The organism is Paracoccus aerius (genome assembly GCF_014656455.1).
GTDB lineage: Bacteria > Pseudomonadota > Alphaproteobacteria > Rhodobacterales > Rhodobacteraceae > Paracoccus > Paracoccus aerius.
The window spans coordinates 14,326-33,214 of the sequence record NZ_BNCL01000010.1 but is presented as its reverse complement, the minus strand read 5'-3'; the positions used below and the strand labels follow the sequence as shown (position 1 = coordinate 33,214).

18 protein-coding genes and 1 tRNA gene are annotated in these 18,889 nt (G+C 66.4%); 13 read left to right on the top strand and 6 right to left on the bottom strand.

Annotated features, from left to right (window positions below; genetic code table 11):
• Positions 1–2: 2 nt before the first annotated feature.
• Both IE224_RS12510 and IE224_RS12505 read right to left on the bottom strand, forming a co-directional pair.
• Entirely contained in the window at positions 3–809 is an 807-nt protein-coding gene (locus IE224_RS12510; protein ID WP_191310819.1) for a hypothetical protein, read from the bottom strand.
• Between the two features lie 120 nt (positions 810–929).
• The gene (locus IE224_RS12505; protein ID WP_167621046.1) at positions 930–1,790 is read right to left on the bottom strand and encodes a L,D-transpeptidase; all 861 of its coding nucleotides are present in this window, start codon (positions 1,788–1,790) and stop codon (positions 930–932) included.
• Between the two features lie 379 nt (positions 1,791–2,169).
• Here IE224_RS12505 and IE224_RS12500 point away from each other — a divergent pair, with 379 nt between their 5' ends.
• The 5 genes from IE224_RS12500 to dxs are packed head-to-tail and all read left to right on the top strand — an operon-like array spanning position 2,170 to position 7,794.
• The gene (locus tag IE224_RS12500) at positions 2,170–3,807 is read left to right on the top strand and encodes an MFS transporter (RefSeq protein ID WP_191310817.1); all 1,638 of its coding nucleotides are present in this window, start codon (positions 2,170–2,172) and stop codon (positions 3,805–3,807) included.
• 11 nt (positions 3,808–3,818) lie between these two features.
• Positions 3,819–4,739 (top strand): histone deacetylase family protein, encoded by a 921-nt coding sequence (locus tag IE224_RS12495; protein WP_191310815.1) that lies wholly within the window; start codon positions 3,819–3,821, stop codon positions 4,737–4,739.
• Complete coding sequence (locus IE224_RS12490; RefSeq protein ID WP_154764573.1) at positions 4,736–4,972, top strand: exodeoxyribonuclease VII small subunit; 237 nt, start codon at positions 4,736–4,738, stop codon at positions 4,970–4,972. The genes IE224_RS12495 and IE224_RS12490 overlap by 4 nt, the downstream gene beginning before the upstream one ends.
• The gene (locus IE224_RS12485; protein WP_191310813.1) at positions 4,972–5,835 is read left to right on the top strand and encodes a polyprenyl synthetase family protein; all 864 of its coding nucleotides are present in this window, start codon (positions 4,972–4,974) and stop codon (positions 5,833–5,835) included. The genes IE224_RS12490 and IE224_RS12485 overlap by 1 nt, the downstream gene beginning before the upstream one ends.
• 42 nt (positions 5,836–5,877) lie before the next feature.
• Entirely contained in the window at positions 5,878–7,794 is a 1,917-nt protein-coding gene (dxs, locus tag IE224_RS12480; RefSeq protein WP_191310811.1) for a 1-deoxy-D-xylulose-5-phosphate synthase, read from the top strand.
• A 253-nt stretch (positions 7,795–8,047) separates the two neighbouring features.
• Here the strand turns inward: dxs and clpB are convergent, their stop codons facing one another.
• On the bottom strand, positions 8,048–10,687 hold the full coding sequence (gene clpB, locus IE224_RS12475; RefSeq protein WP_191310809.1) for an ATP-dependent chaperone ClpB: 2,640 nt from the start codon (positions 10,685–10,687) through the stop codon (positions 8,048–8,050).
• Between the two features lie 153 nt (positions 10,688–10,840).
• On the opposite strand from clpB, the gene pyrF reads away from it, so the two are divergent.
• On the top strand, positions 10,841–11,524 hold the full coding sequence (gene pyrF, locus IE224_RS12470; protein ID WP_191310806.1) for an orotidine-5'-phosphate decarboxylase: 684 nt from the start codon (positions 10,841–10,843) through the stop codon (positions 11,522–11,524).
• A 47-nt stretch (positions 11,525–11,571) separates the two neighbouring features.
• Positions 11,572–12,291 carry a DUF998 domain-containing protein gene (locus IE224_RS12465; protein WP_191310804.1) on the top strand — a complete coding sequence of 240 codons (720 nt, stop codon included), beginning with the start codon at positions 11,572–11,574 and terminating at the stop codon, positions 12,289–12,291.
• Between the two features lie 11 nt (positions 12,292–12,302).
• Here the strand turns inward: IE224_RS12465 and IE224_RS12460 are convergent, their stop codons facing one another.
• From IE224_RS12460 to IE224_RS12450, 3 genes are read right to left on the bottom strand one after another with little or no spacing between them, the layout of a single operon-like run.
• Complete coding sequence (locus tag IE224_RS12460) at positions 12,303–12,563, bottom strand: NfeD family protein (protein WP_191310803.1); 261 nt, start codon at positions 12,561–12,563, stop codon at positions 12,303–12,305.
• Positions 12,560–13,450: an SPFH domain-containing protein gene (locus IE224_RS12455; RefSeq protein ID WP_167621055.1), complete on the bottom strand. Its 891-nt coding sequence runs from the start codon at positions 13,448–13,450 to the stop codon at positions 12,560–12,562. The genes IE224_RS12460 and IE224_RS12455 overlap by 4 nt, the downstream gene beginning before the upstream one ends.
• Positions 13,451–13,460: 10 nt before the next feature.
• Positions 13,461–14,327: an N-formylglutamate amidohydrolase gene (locus tag IE224_RS12450; RefSeq protein WP_167621056.1), complete on the bottom strand. Its 867-nt coding sequence runs from the start codon at positions 14,325–14,327 to the stop codon at positions 13,461–13,463.
• A gap of 157 nt (positions 14,328–14,484) precedes the next feature.
• On the opposite strand from IE224_RS12450, the gene IE224_RS12445 reads away from it, so the two are divergent.
• The 6 genes from IE224_RS12445 to putP all read left to right on the top strand — a co-directional run bounded on the left by IE224_RS12445 (position 14,485) and on the right by putP (position 18,751).
• A tRNA-Val gene (locus IE224_RS12445) sits at positions 14,485–14,559 on the top strand.
• Positions 14,560–14,638: 79 nt separating this feature from the next.
• Positions 14,639–14,764 (top strand): type B 50S ribosomal protein L36, encoded by a 126-nt coding sequence (gene ykgO, locus IE224_RS12440; RefSeq protein ID WP_042245282.1) that lies wholly within the window; start codon positions 14,639–14,641, stop codon positions 14,762–14,764.
• Positions 14,765–14,926: 162 nt separating this feature from the next.
• The gene (locus IE224_RS12435) at positions 14,927–15,880 is read left to right on the top strand and encodes a calcium-binding protein (RefSeq protein ID WP_191310801.1); all 954 of its coding nucleotides are present in this window, start codon (positions 14,927–14,929) and stop codon (positions 15,878–15,880) included.
• A 139-nt stretch (positions 15,881–16,019) separates the two neighbouring features.
• On the top strand, positions 16,020–16,289 hold the full coding sequence (gene rpsO, locus IE224_RS12430; RefSeq protein WP_103172335.1) for a 30S ribosomal protein S15: 270 nt from the start codon (positions 16,020–16,022) through the stop codon (positions 16,287–16,289).
• Between the two features lie 157 nt (positions 16,290–16,446).
• Positions 16,447–17,058, top strand: a complete 612-nt coding sequence (locus IE224_RS12425) for a hypothetical protein (RefSeq protein WP_191310799.1) — start codon at positions 16,447–16,449, stop codon at positions 17,056–17,058.
• A 223-nt stretch (positions 17,059–17,281) separates the two neighbouring features.
• A complete protein-coding gene (putP, locus tag IE224_RS12420) occupies positions 17,282–18,751 on the top strand; it encodes a sodium/proline symporter PutP (RefSeq protein WP_191310797.1) in 1,470 nt (489 codons plus the stop codon).
• The last annotated feature ends 138 nt before the right edge of the window (positions 18,752–18,889 follow it).

Genomic DNA, 18,889 nt, shown 5'->3' with positions numbered 1-18,889 from the left:
GGTCAGGCGTCGGACGCCGGGGCGGTGCCCTTGTCCTTGCGCTTGCCCTTGTCCTTTTTCGCCTTCTTGGTCTTGTCGTCCTTGCCCTGTTCCTTGCGTGCTACTTTTTCGGCCTGGCGCGCGGATTTCTTTTCGGCCTTGCGCGCAGCCTTTTCGGCATCCTTTTCGGCCTTGCGCGCCGCCTTGCGGGCGTCCTTAGCGGCTTCTTTCTCGGCCTTGCGGGCTGCCTTGTCCTTGGCCGCCGGGGCCTCCGATGCAGGGATGACGACCGGGGGAATCGCCGGGGATGGCTGCGTTGCGGGTGCCACCGGAGCCGGGGCAGAAGCCTGGGGCACGACATCTGGGGACACCGAGGCCGCCAGCTTCGCCGCCTTCTTGACCACCCGGCGCGACCCTGTCCGCAGATCCGCCTTGCGATGCTCGGCCTTTTCGCGGCCTGCGGGCTTGCGCGCCGGAGAGGCGGGTTTGCGCTTGGGGGCCTTGGCGGCAGGCATAGGCGCGGCGGGGGCGGCCGGGGCCGATGCAGCGGTTGCATCCGCAGAACTGTCGGCAGAAGGCTTGCCCCCGGACTTGCGCCGGCGGCGTTCGTTCCTGGCCCGCCTCAGCGCGGCGGCAAGCACGTCGGCGGCAACCACCTGCCCGTTCTGGCCCCTTGGCCCGGCCTGGCCCATGGCCGTTTCCAGGTCTGCCATCAAGTCCTGCAGGCCGCTGTCGTCCAGCTTCCCGATCGCGGGGCTGCGGCTGTTGACCAGCAAGGACCGCTGCTCGGGCGTCAGCAGTTCCTGTTCCAGCTTGCTATAGTTGGGCATTGCTCGTTTCCTGCCGCAGCCTGATTTCGCGCGGATTTTGCGAAAGATCGACGGGATTTGCAAATGGAAAGGCCCCGGCATTGCGGGGCCTTCCGATCAGCATCCGGCACGCCTTCCGTGTTACTGAACGGCGCTTTCGACCGGGGAAATGGTCGTGACCGGCGCGTTATAGGGCGTGCTGATGGTGGTGACCGCGTAAGGGTCCGTCACCTGCGACGTTGCGGGGGACATGGGCGCCAGCGACGCGGTGGTCGTGGGCGCAAGCGCCTGGCCCGCTGCAGGCTCGACATAGCCTTCGGGGGTTTCGATCATCGGGCCTTCATAGCGCAGGCTCTCGGCCTGGCTGCGCACATGCACCGTGGTGCCGGTGCTGACTTGCGAAAACAGGTCTATGATGTCCTGGTTGAACAGCCGGATGCAGCCTGCCGAGGTCGCCTTGCCGATCGAGGACGGGTCCATCGTGCCGTGGATGCGGTAATAGGTGTCCCGCCCGCCTTCGTACAGATACAGCGCCCGCGATCCCAGCGGGTTGTGCATCCCGCCCGACAGGCCGCCCGCGAATTGCGCGTAAAGGTCGGGCTGGGTGCGGATCATGTTGTCCGTTGGCCGCCAGCTGGGCCATGCAGCCTTGCGCGCGATGGTGGCCGTCCCGGAATAGCCCGTCCCCTCGCGGCCCACCGCCACGCCATAGCGCATCGCCTGCCCGCCGGGCTGGACGAGGTAAAGCACCCGCGCATAGGGATCGACGACAATGCTGCCAGGCGCCTCGGGGCCGTTATAGGACACCTGCTGCCGCTGGTTGCGCTCGGTCAGGTAGGCTGCGCGGACTGCGGGGATCTGGATCGGCTCTCCGTTAGGGCCGGTATCCACACGCGCCTGATAGGCTTCGGGCACGGTAGGCGTGGCCAGCGTGATCGGCTGGCTGCTTCCACATGCGGCAAGCCCCAGGGCAACCGCCGTGAACAGGGTAACAAGACGCATCTTCATCTTCCTTCATGGCAACGGCAGCCCGCGGGCGCCAGCAGCGTCCAAATTTTTTCGTCCGAAGCACCAATGCCGCAAGGGCAGGGGGTGATTCGCGCAGGGCTTCATGAGCCCGTCACAGACCCCGGGCGTCAAGACACGCAATCCAGGCCAGAAGGCAGCCGTCGTCACGTTGTGGCGAATGGGCGGCAGTTTGTTCAAGATTGGCTGACGGCGGAACAATTCTGCGTTTGTTTTGGTTTCATGGCCATCGTTGAAGACAGCAGCCTGTGGCGCAAATCCATCACCTTCGGGCGGTGCCAGGACCTGTCGGCGAAGATTGCCCCTCGGCGCGCGGCTGGCTAGGCTGCATCCGAAGCCCAAAGCGACAGTGTCCGTGACCGACCAGACTTCTTCCCGTCCCTCGGCCCTTGCCCCCTTCCGCCACCGCGATTTCCGCCTGTTGTGGAGCGCCACGCTGGTGTCGAACTTCGGCGGGCTGGTGCAGGCGGTGGGTGCGGCCTGGCTGATGACGCAGCTGACCGACAGCGCCACGCTGATCGCCCTGGTGCAGGCATCCAACACGCTGCCGATCATGCTGCTGGCGCTTGTGTCCGGCGCATTGGCCGACATCTTCGACCGCAAGGCGATCCTGATGTTCGCGCAATGCTTCATGGCGGCGGTGTCCCTGGTCCTGGCGGTGGTGGCCTGGCAGGGCTGGCTGACGCCCTGGCTGCTGCTGGCCTTCACCTTTCTGATCGGGGCGGGGCAGGCGCTTTACAACCCGCCCTGGCAGGCCAGCATGGGCGATCTTGTGCCGCGGGCAGACCTGCCTGCGGCGGTGACGCTGAACTCGGTCGGCTTCAACCTGATGCGCAGCGTGGGGCCGGCGGCGGGCGGCTTCATCGTCGCGGCCTTCGGCGCGGCGGCGGCATTCGCCGTCAACGCGGCCAGCTATGTGCCGCTGCTGGGCGCCTTGTTCCGCTGGCGCCCCGACATCGCCCCCCGCACCGCCCCGCCCGAGGAATTCCTGCCCGCCGTGGCCGCCGGGCTGCGCTATGTCTTCCTGTCGCCGAACCTGACAAAGGTGATCGGACGCGCCGCCCTGTTCGGCTTCGCCGCCGTGTCCGTCCTGGCGCTGCTGCCGCTGGTCGCCAAGTCCCATCCCGAAGGCGGGTCGATGCTGTTCGGCGGGCTTCTGGGCTGCTATGGCGTGGGGGCCATTGCGGGCGCGGCGCTGAACCCGCGCATCCGGGCGCGCTTCGACAACGAAAACATCGTGAGGGTGGCTTTCGCGGGCTTCGCCTTGTCGGCCATCGTCCTGGGGCAGACGCAGAACGTCTGGCTGCACGCCCTGGCGCTGCTGCCTGCGGGCGCGTCCTGGGTGCTGGCCTTGTCGCTGTTCAACGTGACGGTGCAGCTGTCGACCCCTCGCTGGGTCGTGGCGCGCGCCCTGGCGCTGTATCAGACGGCAACCTTTGGCGGCATGGCGGCAGGATCCTGGGTCTGGGGCGGCATCGCGGGGGCGCATGGCCTGGGTGACGCGCTGACGGCGGCAGGGGTGGTGCTGCTGGTCGGCGCGGTGATCGGGGTCTGGTTCAAGGCGCCCGACTTCGGCACCGCCGATCTGGATCCCGTGAACCGCTTCCGCGAACCCGCGCTGCGGCTGGATCTGCGCGGGCGGTCGGGGCCGATCATGGTGATGGTGGATTACCGCATCGCCCAGAAGGACACGGCCGAGTTCCTGCGCCTGATGCAGCTGCGCCGCAACATCCGCCGGCGGGACGGGGCGCGGAACTGGGCCTTGCTGCGCGACTTGGAACATCCCGACCAATGGTCGGAAAGCTATCACATCGCCACCTGGGACGAATATGTCCGCCACAACCTGCGCCGGACGAAATCCGATGCCGAGGTTGCGGTGGCGCTTCGTGCCCTGCATCAAGGCGAAAGCGATCCGCTGGTCCACCGGATGATCGAACGCCACAGCGTCGGACCCGAGGATGACCTGCCCCTGATCGGCAAGATGGACGTATAGGAAAGGCCGCCATGACCACTGCCCTGTTCACGCATCCCGACGCCGAACGCCATATCACGCCCCCCGGCCATGCCGAGCAGGTCGCCCGCCATGCCGCAGTCCTTGACGCGCTTGCAGACCTGGCCCTTGACCGGCGCGAGGCGCCGCGCGCCGACGAGGCCGACATCCTGCGCTGCCATCCGCAGTCCTATCTGGAACGCATCCGCGCGGCCGTCCCCGAGGAAGGCTGGCAGATGCTGGACGCCGATACCCATCTGTCGCCCGGCAGCCTGGATGCCGCCCTGCGCGGGGCGGGCGGGGCCGTGGCGGCGGTGGATGCGGTGCTTGCGCGCGAGGTCGCGAATGCCTTTGTCGCCATGCGCCCGCCCGGCCACCATGCCCAACGCGAAACGCCGATGGGCTTCTGCATCTTCGGCAATGCGGCGGTCGGGGCAATGCGGGCCCTGGACCATCACGGGCTGGACCGCGTGGCGGTGCTGGATTTCGATGTCCATCACGGCAACGGCACGCAGGATCTGTTGTGGGACGAAAAGCGCGCCTTCTTCGCCTCGAGCCAGCAGATGCCGCTTTATCCCGGCACCGGTGCCGCATCGGAACGTGGCGCGCATGGGCAGATGGTGAACGTGCCGCTGCCGCCCGGATCGGACGGCGCGGCAGGGCGGGCGGCCTGGCGCGACATCCTGACGCGCTGCCGGGGCTTCGATCCGCAACTGGTGATCGTCTCGGCCGGGTTCGACGCCCATGCCGCCGATCCGCTGGCGCAACTGAACTGGGACGAAGGCGATTTCGCGGCCATCACCCGGATGATCTGCGACATGGCGGCGGATCTGTCGGCTCCGGTGGTATCCTGCCTGGAAGGTGGCTATGATCTGGCGGCCCTGGGCCGGTCCGCCCGCGCCCATGTCCAAGTCCTGCTGGAGGCCCAAGAATGAACGACATCGCGACCATGAGCTTCGAGGAAGCCATGAAGGAACTCGAGGCCACCGTGGGAAAGCTGGAAACCGGTGATGCGTCCCTGGACGAATCCATCCGCCTTTACGAACGCGGCGCGGCCCTGCGCCAGCATTGCGAAAAACGCCTGCGCGAGGCCGAGGACCGGGTCGAAAAGATCACCCTTGCGGCCAATGGCCAGCCCACGGGGACGGAACCGGCCGAGGGGCTGTGATGCAGGCACGACTTACGGCGGTAAGGGCCCAGGTTCAGGCCGCGCTTGACCGCGCCATCGGCGATCTGCCCCCCGGCGAATTGCGCGACGCGATGGGCTATGCCTGCAATGGCGGCAAGCGCATCCGCGCCTTCCTTGTGATGGAATCCGCGCGGCTTCATGGCGTGGCCGACGATGCCGCGCTGCCCGTGGCGGCGGCGGTCGAGGCGCTGCACGCCTATTCCCTGGTCCATGACGACCTGCCCGCGATGGACGACGACGACCTGCGGCGCGGCCAGCCGACCGTTCATGTAAAATGGTCCGAGGCAACCGCGATCCTGGCGGGCGATGCCCTGCAATCGCTGGCCTTTGGGCTGCTGGCCGATCCGGCGGTCGGCGATCCGGCTGCGCGCGTGCGACTGGTCGCGGGTTTCGCGCAGGCGGTCGGTGGGGCAGGGATGGTCTGGGGGCAGGCCCTGGATATCAAGGCTGAAACGGCCGCCACCCCGCTGACGCTGGACCAGATCACCCAGTTGCAGGGCGGCAAGACCGGCGCGCTGATCCGCTTTGCCGCCATCGCCGGGCCGCTGATCGCGGATGCCGATCCCGCGCCGCTGGCCGCTTATGCCGAGGCGCTTGGCCTTGCCTTCCAGATCGCCGACGACATCCTGGACGTGACCGGAAACGAAGATGTGACCGGCAAGCGGGTCGGCAAGGACATGGCGGCGGGCAAGGCCACTTTCGTGTCCCTGCTGGGCCTTGACGGCGCCCGGGCCGAGGCCGCGCGCCTTGTCGCATCAGGCGATGCGGCCCTTGCGCCCTATGGCGGGGCCGCTGCAAACTTGCGCCAATTGGCGCGTTTCGTTATCGAACGCGACACCTGAACGACGCCCGCCCCTGCAATCTTTCGCCCGAAGGGCCAGCCGATGACCGACCTGACAAAGACGCCGATCCTCGACCGGGTCAAGCTGCCCTCGGACCTCAAGGCGCTTGGCGACCGCGAACTGCACCAGCTTGCCGACGAACTCAGGTCGGAAACGATCAGCGCGGTCAGCGTCACCGGCGGGCATCTGGGCGCGGGCCTGGGCGTGGTGGAACTGACCGTGGCGCTGCACGCGGTCTTTGACACGCCGCGCGACAAGATCATCTGGGACGTGGGCCACCAGTGCTATCCCCACAAGATCCTGACCGGCCGGCGCGACCGCATCCGCACGCTGCGCATGGGCGGCGGACTGGCGGGCTTTACCAAGCGGACGGAAAGCCCCTATGACCCCTTCGGCGCGGGCCATTCCTCGACCTCGATTTCGGCGGCGCTCGGCTTTGCGGTGGCGCGCGACCTGGGCGGCGATCCGGGCGATGCCATCGCGGTGATCGGCGACGGCGCCATGAGCGCGGGCATGGCCTTCGAGGCGCTGAACAACGCGGGCCACCTGGGCAAGCGGCTGATCGTGATCCTGAACGACAACGAGATGTCGATCGCCCCGCCGGTAGGCGCGCTGTCGTCATACCTGACCAGCCTTTACACACGCGGCCCCTTCCAGGATCTGAAGGCCGCCGCCAAGGGCGCGGTCGGCCTGCTGCCGCCGCCCATCCAGGAAGGCGCGCGCCGGGCCAAGGAAATGCTGAAGGGGATGGCCGTCGGCGGGACGTTGTTCGAGGAGCTGGGATTTTCCTATGTCGGCCCGGTGGATGGCCATGATCTGGACCAGCTTCTGCCGCTGCTGCGCACAGTGAAGTCGCGGGCGACCGGGCCGGTGCTGATCCATGTTGTCACCAAAAAGGGCAAGGGCTACGCCCCCGCCGAAAACGCTGCCGACCGGGGCCATGCAACGGGCAAGTTCGACATGGTCACCGGCGTGCAGGCCAAGGCGAAATCCAACGCCCCCAGCTATACCGCCGTCTTCGCGCGTGCCCTTATCGACGAGGCCGGGCGCGACGACAAGATCGTCGGCATCACCGCCGCCATGCCGGACGGCACGGGGCTGAAGCAGTTCGCCGAACGCTTTCCGCGCCGGACCTTCGACGTGGGCATCGCCGAACAGCACGCGGTCACCTTCGCGGCGGGTCTGGCGGCGGGCGGAATGAAGCCCTTCTGCGCGATCTATTCGACCTTCCTGCAGCGCGGCTATGATCAGGTGGTTCATGACGTGGCGGTCCAGAACCTGCCCGTGCGCTTTGCCATCGACCGGGCGGGGCTTGTGGGGCAGGACGGCCCGACCCATGCGGGCGCCTATGACATCGCGTTTCTTGCGAACCTGCCCGGCATGGTGGTGATGGCCGCCGCGGACGAGGCGGAACTGATGCACATGGTCGCCACCGCCGCCGCCCATGACAGCGGCCCCATCGCCTTCCGCTTTCCGCGCGGCGAGGGGACGGGGGTCGAGATGCCCGAACGCGGCCAGGTGCTGGAGATCGGCAAGGGCCGCATCGTGCAGCAGGGCAAGGGCGTTGCGATCTTGTCCTTCGGCACCCGCCTGTCCGAGGCGCAGAAGGCCTGCGAATCGCTGGGGGCGCGCGGCATCACGCCCACGATTGCCGACGCGCGCTTCGCCAAGCCCCTGGACCGCGACCTGATCCTGCGGCTGGCGGCGACCCATGATGCGCTGATCACGCTGGAGGAAGGCGCGGTCGGCGGCTTCGGCAGCCATGTCGCACAGCTGCTGTCTGATGAAGCTGTCTTCGACCGCGGCCTGCGCTTCCGGTCGATGGTGCTGCCGGACCGCTTCGTCGATCACGACGCGCCTTATGCGATGTATGACACCTCGGCGCTGAACGCCGCCCATATCGAGGCGAAGGTTCTTGAGGTCATGGGCGTGGCGCGGCTGGCGGGCAGGACTGCCTGAAGATTTTGCCCGTTCCTTAGGCAAACTGACCCTGCGGCGACAAGATTCCGGATTTTTCTGCGCCGCAGCATCCTTCTTGCCTTTTGGTCTGCGCCAGACGGCTTTCAAGGGTATTGTGAATCATGGGCGACCAGATCCGCCCATCCTCCCGAATGGCCGCCAGAGACAACTCCCTCCTCCCCCCAAAAACCCTGTCTCTGGCGGTTTCGGTTCAAGAAAAAGGCGCGGAACAATGTCCGCGCCTTGTCCTTCATCAGTGAACGGTTGCCTCGGGCTTGGGGCCTTCGCCAACGGCCCCAAGCTTGTGCCCCGCGCGGCCGATGCGGTTTTCCACGATCAGCCCGTCCGGCCCGGCGCTGACATGCACCGTCTGCCCGTCCAGAACCTCGCCCGACAGCAGCAGTTCCGCCAGCGGATCCTGGAGCGCCCGCTGGATCACCCGCTTCAGGGGACGTGCCCCGAAAACCGGATCATAGCCCTGGTCGGCCAGCCACTTGCGCGCATCCTCGTCCAGGTCCAGCGTGATCTTCCGACCCGCCAGGCGCTGTTCCAGCCGCCGCAACTGGATCTTGACGATGCCGTCCATGTTCTGCCGCGACAGGCGGCGGAAGATGATGATCTCGTCCAGGCGGTTCAGGAACTCGGGCCGGAAATGGGACCGCACCGCCTCCATCACCTGCTGCCGCGCATCGGTGGAATCCGATCCTTCCGGCAGATGCGACAGCGCCTGCGACCCCAGGTTCGAGGTCAGGATGATCAGCGTCTGCTTGAAGTCCACCGTCCGGCCCTGGCCGTCGGTCAACTGCCCGTCGTCCAGCACCTGCAGCAGCACGTTGAACACGTCCGGATGCGCCTTCTCGACCTCGTCGAACAGGATCACCTGATAGGGACGCCGCCGCACGGCCTCGGTCAGGACGCCGCCCTCATCATAGCCGACATAGCCCGGAGGGGCGCCGATCAGCCGCGCCACGGAATGTTTTTCCATGAACTCGGACATGTCGATGCGGACCATCGCGCTGTCATCGTCGAACATGTATTCGGCAAGCGCCTTGGTCAGTTCGGTCTTGCCGACGCCGGTGGGACCAAGGAACAGGAACGACCCAAGCGGGCGGTTCTCGTCGTTCAGGCCCGCGCGGGCGCGGCGGACGGCATTGCTGACCGCCACCACGGCTTCCTGCTGGCCGATGACGCGGGCGCCGATCTGCTCCTCCATCTTCAGCAGCTTCTCGCGCTCGCCTTCCAGCATCTTGCTGGTGGGGATGCCGGTCCAGCGTTCCACGACCTCGGCGATCTGCTCGGGGCGCACGGCTTCCTCGACCATCAGCCCATCCGCACCGCCATTCTCAGCCTCGGCCAGCTGCTTTTCCAGGCCGGGGATGATGCCATAGGACAGTTCCCCCGCGCGGGCCAGGTTGCCCTCGCGCTTGGCCTGATCCAGTTCAGCACGCGCGCGGTCAAGCTGTTCCTTGAGGTTGCGCGATCCTTCCAGCTTGTCGCGTTCGGCCTGCCAACGGGCGGTCATCTCGGCGCTGCGCTGCTGCAGGTCGGACAGGTCGCGCTCCAGCCGTTCCAACCGGTCCTTGGATGCCGCGTCGTCTTCCTTTTTCAGCGCCTCGGCCTCGATCTGCATCTGCAGGATCTGCCGGTCGAGCTGGTCCAACTCCTCGGGCTTGCTGTCCACTTCCATGCGCAGACGGCTGGCGGCCTCGTCCACCAGATCGATGGCCTTGTCGGGCAGGAAGCGGTCGGTGATGTAGCGGTGGCTCAGCGTGGCCGCCGCGACCAGGGCCGCGTCGGAGATGCGGACGCCGTGGTGAAGCTCATACTTCTCCTTGATGCCGCGCAGGATGCTGATCGTGTCCTCGACCGTCGGTTCCTGCACCAGGACGGGCTGGAAGCGCCGGGCCAGGGCCGCGTCCTTTTCGATATACTTGCGGTATTCGTCCAAGGTCGTGGCGCCGACGCAATGCAACTCGCCCCGCGCAAGCGCAGGCTTGATCAGGTTCGCGGCGTCCATCGCGCCGTCGGTCTTGCCCGCACCGACCAGCACGTGCAGTTCGTCGATGAACAGGATGATCTCGCCCGCGGCGTTCTCGATTTCCTTGAGGATCGACTTCAGCCGTTCCTCGAACTCTCCGCGATATTTCGCGCCGGCGATCAGGGCGCCCATGTCCAGCGCCATCAGCCGCTTGTCGCGCAGCGATTCGGGCACGTCGCCATCGACGATGCGCAGCGCAAGACCCTCGGCGATCGCCGTCTTGCCGACACCGGGTTCGCCGATCAGCACCGGGTTGTTCTTGGTGCGGCGCGACAGGACCTGCATCGCGCGGCGGATTTCCTCGTCCCGGCCGATGATCGGGTCGATCTTGCCGTCGCGCGCCGCCTGCGTCAGGTCGCGGGCGTATTTCTCCAACGCGTCATAGCTGTCCTCGGCCGACGCGCTGTCCGCCGTGCGGCCCTTGCGGATGTCGTTGATGGCCGCGTTCAGGTTCTGCGCGGTGACCCCGCCCGCCGTCAGGGCATCGCGGGCATTGGTGTTGACCATCGCAAGCGCCATCAGGATGCGTTCGGCCGGGACGAAGCTGTCGCCCGCCTTTTTCGCAACCTGCTCGGCCTCGTCCAGGACGCGCACAAGCGACGGGTCCACATAGACCTGGCTGTTGCCGCCCTTGACCTTGGGCAGCTTGGCGACCGCCGCATCGACCGCTTCCTTGACGCGGCGCGCGTCGCCGCCCGCGCGGGCGATCAGGTTCGACGACAGCCCCTGGTCGTCATCCATCAGCGCCTTCAGCAGATGTTCGGGGACGACCCTCTGGTTTTCCTCGCGGATCGCGATGGTCTGGGCGGCCTGCATGAAGCCGCGCGACCGCTCGGTGAACTTTTCCATGTTCATCGGCACTTCTCCTTTGTTAGCCCCCGTGTCGCAGACGCCCAACAGGCACGTCCCGGTCCGGGTCTTCGACTATGATCTGGTAAGTCTTGCGGCGCTTTCAAGCGGCAGGTCACTATGGCATAAGGCCGCGATTTTGCAGGAAAGGGCGACTGAATGGATGACCGGCTGATCGTGGCACTGGACGTGCCGCACGCCCTTGCAGGACTGGACCTGGCCGAGAAGCTGGGCGATGCCGTAAGCTTCTACAAGATCGGGCTGGGAATGCTGACCGGCGGTGGGCTGGCGCTTGCGAACGAGCTGAAGCAGGACCACGGCAAGCGCATCTTCCTGGACATGAAGCTGTTCGACATCGGGGCCACGGTGGAAGCCGCCGTGCGCGGCCTTGCGCAATTCGACCTGGATTTCCTGACGGTGCATGGCGATCCCCATGTCGTGCGCGCGGCCAAGGAAGGGGCAGGGGGATCAAACCTCAAGATCCTGGGCGTGACGATCCTGACCTCGCTGGAACGGGCCGACCTGGATGCGGGCATGATCCGCCCTGGCGATCTGCACGAGATCACCGTGGAACGCGCCGCCCGCGCCTTCGAGGCAGGCGCCGACGGCATCATCTGTTCCCCACGAGAGGCGGCGGCCATCCGCGCCTTGTCCAATGCGCGCCTGATCGTGACGCCGGGCGTGCGTCCGGCAGGCGCTGCCCTGGGCGACCAGAAGCGGGTGGAAACACCGGCCAGTGCCATTGCCGCAGGGGCCGACCATATCGTCGTGGGCCGTCCCGTCTGGCAGGCCGACGATCCCCGCGCCGCGGCCCAGGCGATCCTGGCCGAGATGCGCGGCTGATTGACCGCCCCTGCCTTCCGCGCCAGTCTGGCCGAAACGGGGGGCGGATGACGGACGATCACGGCATATCGCAGAAGGCCCACAACGACCTGGTGCTGTCCTTCCTGGCAGTCAGGCGGGCAATCGGGGCTCTGGGCTTCTTCCTGCCCCTGGCGCTCTTGGCCTATGGGCTTCTGTCGGGGGATCTGCTGCCCAGCATCTCGGCGGCCTATTACTCCCCCATGCGAGAGATCTTCGTGGGCACCCTGATCGCGCAGGCGGTCTTTCTTTGGAGCTACGAGGGCTTTCGTCCCGACGCGGGCGACCTTGTGACCGACAAGGGAACCGCGCGCGTGGCGGCCGTCGCCATTGCCCTTGTGGCCCTGGTGCCGACTGGCCCGGACGCGGTCCAGCCCCAAGGCGCGGGCTGCACGCTTCTGCAATGCTTGGCCGATCGCGCGGGACTGTCGTCGCTGGTCCACCTGGGCGCGGCGGCCGTGTTCTTCGGCGCGCTTGCCGTCTATTGCCTCGTGCTGTTTACCAAGGGCGCCGTGGACGGCCCGGAAAAGGCGGCGTCGAACCGGATCTATCGCCTTTGCGGCTGGACGATCATCGCCAGCATCGGGCTGATCGGCGTGATGTTCGCCACTGGCCTCGACGACCGGCTGGCGGGCCTGCGCCCGGTCTTCTGGCTGGAAACCATCGCCACCTTCGCCTTCGCGACAAGCTGGATGGTCAAGGGCGACGCCCTGCGCCCGCTGGTGCGCGGGGTTGCGGCGCTGCGCTGAGAAACGCGCGGTCAGTCGTTTATGTCGCGGTCCCAGATCCGCCTTTCGCCCCGACTGGTCGGCCAAAGGCGGCGGAACAGCAGCCAGGCCAGGGCCGACAGCAGCGCGGTCACCACCAGCGTCAGCGGCAGGCCCGCTGACCACAGCCCCGCCAGCATCAGGATCCCCATCAGCCCGACCGCGGCCGCCAGTCCCATGAAGGCCCAGCCCGGCACCAGAAGCTCGACCCCCGCCAGCACGAAAGCGGCGATCAGCCACCACCAGCCGTTCATGAGGGTGACCGCCCGCGCAGCAATCCGAATGCGTCGGTGAAGGCGTCAAGCGCCGCCGCCGGGACCAGGACGACCTGCTTGCCCTGACCCTTGCCGATATCGGCAAGGGCCTCGACCTGCTTCAGTGCCACCTGATACTGCGCCGCTTCCAGCCCGTTCTTCGAAATCGCCTCGGCGATGGCGGCGGTGGCGTAGGCCTCGGCATCGGCCAGGACGCGCTTGGCCTTGGCAAGCTGCTCGGCTGCATAAAGCTCGCCGTCGGCGGCCAGTTCGACGGCGCGGCGCTTGCCCTCGGCCTCGGTCACCTGGGCGCGGCGGGCGCGTTCGGCGTTCAACTGCTGCAGCATGGCGGCGCGGGTGGCCTGGTCCAGGTTCACGTCCAGGATCTCGGCCCGCGTAACCTCGATCCCCCAGTCGTCCACGACATTCGCCAGCGATTCGCGGATCCGGGTGATCAGCTGCGCGCGGTTCGACTGGACCCCGTCCAGTTCCATCGTGCCGATCTCGGACCGGACGATCCCGGCGACCGTGGTGGCAATGGCCGCGTCGATGTCGCGGATGCGGTAGACGGTCTTTTCCGGTTCGATGATGCGATAGAAGACGCTTGTTTCCACCTGCACCAGCACGTTGTCCGCGGTGATCGCATCCTGGCTATTGGTCGGCAGCTGCCGTTCCAGGATCGAGATGCGATGCGCCACCCGGTCCAGGAAGGGCACCGTCAGGTTGATCCCCGGGCCAAGAACCGCGTGAAGCCGCCCGAACCGTTCCACCACGTATTTCTCGGACTGCGGGACGATCTTCACGGCCGAGGTGACCGCCAGAAGGATCACGACGGCCAGGACGATCAAGGCAAGGTTCTGGCCGATCAGGCTGCTGAAGTCGTCCATCCTGTTCCCTTCATTCCGCAGCGACTGCCGGTCCTGCCCGGCCGCCCGCGTCCAGGACGGCAAGGGTGCGAATCACCCGCCCGATCCGACTTGCCACGTCGGCGAAGCGGTCGTTCGGGGTGATCGTCTTCTCGTCCATGTAAAGCGACCGGTCGATTTCGAGCTGGACCACGTGGACATTGTGGCCGGGCCTGCCATAGGCCGAACAGATATAGGCACCGGCAAAGGGCGAGTTTCGCCTGATTCGCCAGCCCTCGGCCTCGACCGCCGCGATGATCGCGTCCGAAACCCGGGCCGAGGCCGAAAGCCCGTGGCGGTTGCCCAGCACCATGTCGGGGCGCTGACCGTGCAGGTGGTTCAGCGCGTCGTGGGGCATGGAATGCATGTCGATCAGGATCGCCTGCCCGAATCGCGCCCGCGCCTCGGCGATCAGGGCAGCAAGCGCCAGGTGATAAGGCCGCCAATAGGCGTCGATGCGGCGCTCGGCTTCGGTCCGGTCGATCGGGCGTTCCAGGATCGTCCGGCCCTGCGACACGACGCGGGGAATCACCCCGAGCCCGGCCAGGGTCCGCTGGTTCAGCGGATGGCGGGGCACGCCGCGCACCACGAGGGGGTCGATTTCGTCCGGCGCACGGTTCAGATCCACGATGGCGCGGGGCACCTGGGCGCGGATCGTCACCGCACCGAAGGACGGTGCGCAGGCGATCAACTGGTCCACGAAGGCATCTTCGGAGGACCGCAGCGTTTCGGCCGGCAGCCTTGTTCCTTCAAGGAACCATTCGGGATAGATGCGGCCGGAATGGGGCGATCCGAAGATCACGCCGCTGGCCCAGAACTCGGGCCGGTCAATCAGCACAGGCAAGTCGGATTCGGTCAAGACAGACCCCGGCAGGCATTTCCGTTCCGCCCATATAAGCGCCAATTTTCTTGCTGCGATAGGGCTTGAAACCCCCTGAACCCCCCTATATAGACACGCGGACCGAAGGCGGTTCAGGATGTTTCCTTCAGGAAGCAAAGGGGATGGCCGAAGGAACGGGCGGTTAGCTCAGCGGTAGAGCACTACGTTGACATCGTAGTGGCCACTGGTTCGATCCCAGTACCGCCCACCATGATTTCGCCGCCCCCGGCAGGTTCGTCGGGGGTCTTTCGTTTTCCTGCGGCTGCGAGCCGCGTGATGGAGAAAAACCGATGAAGGTTCGCAATTCGCTCCGCTCGCTCAAGAGCCGGCACCGCGACTGCCAGGTCGTGCGCCGCAAGGGCCGCATCTACGTGATCAACAAGACCAACCGCCGCTTCAAGGCTCGTCAGGGCTGATCCGGCGCGATCACAGCGAAAACGAAACAACCCGCCCAAACCGGCGGGTTTTTTCATGGCCAAGGGAGATGCGTCGGAATTAACGCTTTCTTAAGATGATGCTTGGTTAATTGCCCGCGGCGGTTGTATCGCTGACCTGTAATCAGTGCCCGGGGTGTTTTCATGTTCGTGCTTGCCAGCCTGATGGCGCTTGCTGCCGCCGGTGCGGCGCTTGACTTGACGACAAGCAGCCATGACCCCGACGAAGATGACGGCGATGCTTTCGAGCCTGCCCTGGGCGACGACGATGTGCCGCGAATCGGTGATGTCAGTCCGGACGCCGAGGAGGGCGGGGAAGAGCCGCTCGATTGGCCCAAGCCCGATCCGCTGCCCGATGCGACCGAACCGGTCATTTCCTTGCCCAATCCCGAACGACCGCTTGGCGATGACCTTATCGAAGGCAGCGCCGAGGATGACGAGCTTCAGGGCGGAACGGGCAACGACACCATATTCGCGGGCGAAGGAAATGACTGGGTCCAGGGCGACGGCACCTTCGACCCATCCGGCTGGGACGAGATACATGGCGGCGCGGGCGACGATTCGCTGGCCGGGCAGGGCGGCGACGACCTGGTCTGGGGGGACGAGGGCGACGACACGATCCAGGGCGGCGAAGGAAACGATACGCTGTTCGGCGGCGCGGGCAACGATTGGGTGGCAGGACATGACGGCGACGACGTTCTGATCGCGGGCGGGGGTGGCGACGACCTTGACGGCGGGCAAGGCAACGATCTGCTGGTGGGCGACGACGATCCCCGGACTGTCTGGATGCATGGTGGCGAAGGCAACGACAGCCTGATGCCCGGTGCGGGCGACTTCGTGGAAGGGCAGGGTGGCGCGGATCAATTTGTCCTGCGGCAACCGGGCGGGGGATTGCCGGTGATCGCCGATTTCGATGCCCGGGAAGACCAGTTAATCCTGCATCTGCCGGCCAGTTTGGCGCAGGATGCCCAGATCGACCTGGCGCCCGACGGGGACGGCACGGTGCTGGTGACGGTGAACGGCGATCCGATCGCACGGATGCTGCAGGGCGGCGGCCTGGCTGCCGGCGATATCCTGGTGGTCAGGCTGCCTGGCTGAAGCCGCACCCCTTTCCATCGCGATCCATTTCCTGTATGGGCGCGCATCCGATCCCCTTAATCGGGGCGGACACTCCACGGGCCAGTGCTGGACGACATCCCGGCCTGCGCCATAACCTCTTTCCTGAAAGGAGACCCCGATGTCGATCACCGTTGAAGAAAAAGCCCGCGTCATCAAGGAATTCGGCACCGCCGCCGGCGACACCGGCTCGCCCGAGGTGCAGGTCGCGATCCTGTCGTCGCGCATCGCCACCCTGACCGAGCACTTCAAGACCCACAAGAAGGACAACCACTCGCGTCGTGGCCTGCTGATGATGGTCGCACAGCGCCGCAAGCTGCTGGACTACCTGAAGAAGAAGGACGAAGCCCGCTATACCGACCTCATCGGCAAGCTGGGCCTGCGCCGCTGATCGCGGACCGACCGGAGAAGCAAGCGCCCGCGACCCTGTCGCGGGCGTTTTGCATTGGCGAAACATGGTTAATTGTTCGTTAAAATGCAATGGGCTTTGAAGTGGCGGCAGTTCCGGCATGCTCTAGAATGGGGGCAGTTACGAAAGGAACATGCGAATGGTACTTGGTATCCTGAAACCCGTCCTGAACCCGCTGCTGACCCCGGCGGCATCCAACGCAGCCCCGAACAGCGCGGTGGGCCGTGCAGCCGCCGCTGCCCAGGCGGCCAGCGAGGCCGCGGCCCAGCAGGCTTCGGCGGACAAGCCGGCGTCGCAACCATCCCCCGCGCAAGCGCCGACCGACGGGGTCAAGTTCGACCTGTCGGACAAGGCGCTGCAACTGGTGGGGCAGGCTGCCGCATCCGGGCCAGCCGTCCCTGCAGGATCCTCCGCTGCTGCACCTGCGACCGCTGCCTCCGCTTCCTCGGCCGCGCAGGCGCCAGCCCGGGCGCCGATCACGTCGCGCGGCGGCGCGTCATCCACCGCGCCTGAGCCCCAGCCAGTGTCGACTTCGCCCAAGGCCGATCCGCTTGAAGCCGTCGACCCCACCGAGGAAGAACGCGCTCGTGCCTGGGCGATCCGCGGGATGGAACGCGAAAAGCTGTTGAACCTTGTCGAGACGCTGAAAGTGACCCCGAAGGCCGACCCGGCCGAGAAGGAGGTCGCACAGAACGCTGCCGCGCAACCCTCCGTCCAAGCCTCGCCAGCCGAGAAACTGGCGACCGTCTGACCCTTTTCCGCACCACAACGGAAGCAGCGCCCGCCGCCCCTTGGCAGCGGGCGCCTTGCATCGGGACGGGCTGACCGCTTAGGCGATTGTCCTGTCACGGCAGAAATCCTAGGCCAATGACCCGAAATACGGCCCCGATGCAGATGCAAGGTCATTTTTGCTTTGTTCCTGCAACATCCTGTGACACAGGCCCGCGCAACTTTGAAATCGAAGGGAGCGGTTTATGGAGCTTGGAGTCTGGATCAGTCTTTCGGCATATTTCCTGCTGATGATCGGCATCGGCATCTATGCCTGGCGCAAGAGCACCGACAGTTCGGAAGGCTATATTCTTGGCGGGCGCGATCTGTCGCCGTCGGTCACCGCCCTGTCGGCGGGCGCGTCCGACATGAGCGGCTGGCTTCTGCTGGGCCTGCCCGGCGCGCTGTTCGTGTCGGGCCTGTCGCAGTCCTGGATCGGCATCGGGTTGACCCTTGGCGCGCTGCTGAACTGGATCATCGTGGCCCCCCGCCTGCGCGAGCAGACCGAGTATTATGACAACAGCCTGACGATCCCCGGCTTCCTGGGGAACCGCTTCCCCAGCCAGGCACGGCTGCTGCGGATGGTGTCGGCCGTCATCATCGTGGCCTTCTTCGCGGTCTACACGGCCTCGGGTCTTGTGGGCGGCGGCAAGCTGTTCGCCAGTGCCTTTGGCGGCGACTACATGACCGGCGTCCTGCTGACGCTGGGGATCGTGCTGGTTTATACCGTGATCGGCGGCTTTCTGGCCGTCAGCCTGACCGATTTCGTCCAGGGTCTGATCATGATGCTGGCCCTGGTCATCATGCCCATCGTGATCCTGACCACGGGGCAGGGCAATGGCGTGGGCCAGGCCGTGGACCGGCTGACGGCGATCGACGCCGACTATTTCTCGATGGCCAAGGGCATGACGCTGCTGGGCTGGATCTCGGCCATGGCCTGGGGCCTGGGCTATTTCGGACAGCCCCATATCATCGTCCGCTTCATGGCGATCCGCAGCGTCCGCGACGTGCCGGTCGCGCGCAACATCGGCATGGGCTGGATGGTGATCTCGTTGGCGGGGGCCGTGGGCGTGGGCGTCTTCGGCCGGGCCTATGCGGAACGCAACGGCCTGACCGTCAGCGACCCCGAGACGATCTTCATCATCCTGTCGGATCTTCTGTTCCACCCGGTCGTGACGGGCTTCCTGTATGCCGCGCTGCTGGCCGCGATCATGTCCACCGTGTCCAGCCAGCTTCTGGTGTCGTCGTCGTCGCTGACCGAGGACATCTATCACACCCTGTTAAAGCGCGGGGCGTCGGATCGTGAACTGGTCAATGTGGGCCGCCTGACGGTGCTGGCGGTGGGCCTGGTCGCCGCTTTGATCGCCGCCGATCCCGACGCGCAGGTCCTGGGCCTTGTGTCGAATGCCTGGGCGGGCTTTGGCGCGGCCTTCGGTCCGCTGGTGGTGCTGTCGCTGACCTGGAAGCGCATGACGGGCGCGGGCGCCGTCGCCGGCCTGATCGTGGGCGCCGTCACCGTGGCCCTGTGGATCTGGCTGGGCCTGAACCAGTCGCTTCTGGGCGGCGAAGGGCTTTACGAAATCGTGCCGGGCTTTGTCGCGTCCTGGATCGCGATCGTGCTGGTCAGCATGGTGACGGCAGACCAGGGCGAATACCGCGCCCGCCCCGTGGTCTGAGCGGCTGGCATGGCCCGTCCCCCAGGGGCGGGCCATCGGCGCCTACTTCCCAAAGGCCTTGTTTTCCTGTATGGCCCCGCCATCTGTGACGTGACGCCCATGCCCCGGGGCACATGCAAAGGATAGGGGCGGCGGCAA

Excerpts from the sequence above, each read along its gene's own strand:
- IE224_RS12505 (WP_167621046.1), bottom strand. The coding sequence starts at position 1,790 with ATGCGTCTTGTTACCCTGTTCACGGCGGTTGCCCTGGGGCTTGCCGCA.
- IE224_RS12455 (WP_167621055.1), bottom strand. The coding sequence starts at position 13,450 with ATGGACGACTTCAGCAGCCTGATCGGCCAGAACCTTGCCTTGATCGTC.
- ykgO (WP_042245282.1), top strand. The coding sequence starts at position 14,639 with ATGAAGGTTCGCAATTCGCTCCGCTCGCTCAAGAGCCGGCACCGCGAC.
- putP (WP_191310797.1), top strand. The coding sequence starts at position 17,282 with ATGGAGCTTGGAGTCTGGATCAGTCTTTCGGCATATTTCCTGCTGATG.
- IE224_RS12465 (WP_191310804.1), top strand. The coding sequence starts at position 11,572 with ATGACGGACGATCACGGCATATCGCAGAAGGCCCACAACGACCTGGTG.
- IE224_RS12460 (WP_191310803.1), bottom strand. The coding sequence starts at position 12,563 with ATGAACGGCTGGTGGTGGCTGATCGCCGCTTTCGTGCTGGCGGGGGTC.
- clpB (WP_191310809.1), bottom strand. The coding sequence starts at position 10,687 with ATGAACATGGAAAAGTTCACCGAGCGGTCGCGCGGCTTCATGCAGGCC.
- IE224_RS12510 (WP_191310819.1), bottom strand. The coding sequence starts at position 809 with ATGCCCAACTATAGCAAGCTGGAACAGGAACTGCTGACGCCCGAGCAG.
- IE224_RS12490 (WP_154764573.1), top strand. The coding sequence starts at position 4,736 with ATGAACGACATCGCGACCATGAGCTTCGAGGAAGCCATGAAGGAACTC.
- rpsO (WP_103172335.1), top strand. The coding sequence starts at position 16,020 with ATGTCGATCACCGTTGAAGAAAAAGCCCGCGTCATCAAGGAATTCGGC.
- pyrF (WP_191310806.1), top strand. The coding sequence starts at position 10,841 with ATGGATGACCGGCTGATCGTGGCACTGGACGTGCCGCACGCCCTTGCA.
- IE224_RS12425 (WP_191310799.1), top strand. The coding sequence starts at position 16,447 with ATGGTACTTGGTATCCTGAAACCCGTCCTGAACCCGCTGCTGACCCCG.
- IE224_RS12435 (WP_191310801.1), top strand. The coding sequence starts at position 14,927 with ATGTTCGTGCTTGCCAGCCTGATGGCGCTTGCTGCCGCCGGTGCGGCG.
- dxs (WP_191310811.1), top strand. The coding sequence starts at position 5,878 with ATGACCGACCTGACAAAGACGCCGATCCTCGACCGGGTCAAGCTGCCC.
- IE224_RS12495 (WP_191310815.1), top strand. The coding sequence starts at position 3,819 with ATGACCACTGCCCTGTTCACGCATCCCGACGCCGAACGCCATATCACG.
- IE224_RS12485 (WP_191310813.1), top strand. The coding sequence starts at position 4,972 with ATGCAGGCACGACTTACGGCGGTAAGGGCCCAGGTTCAGGCCGCGCTT.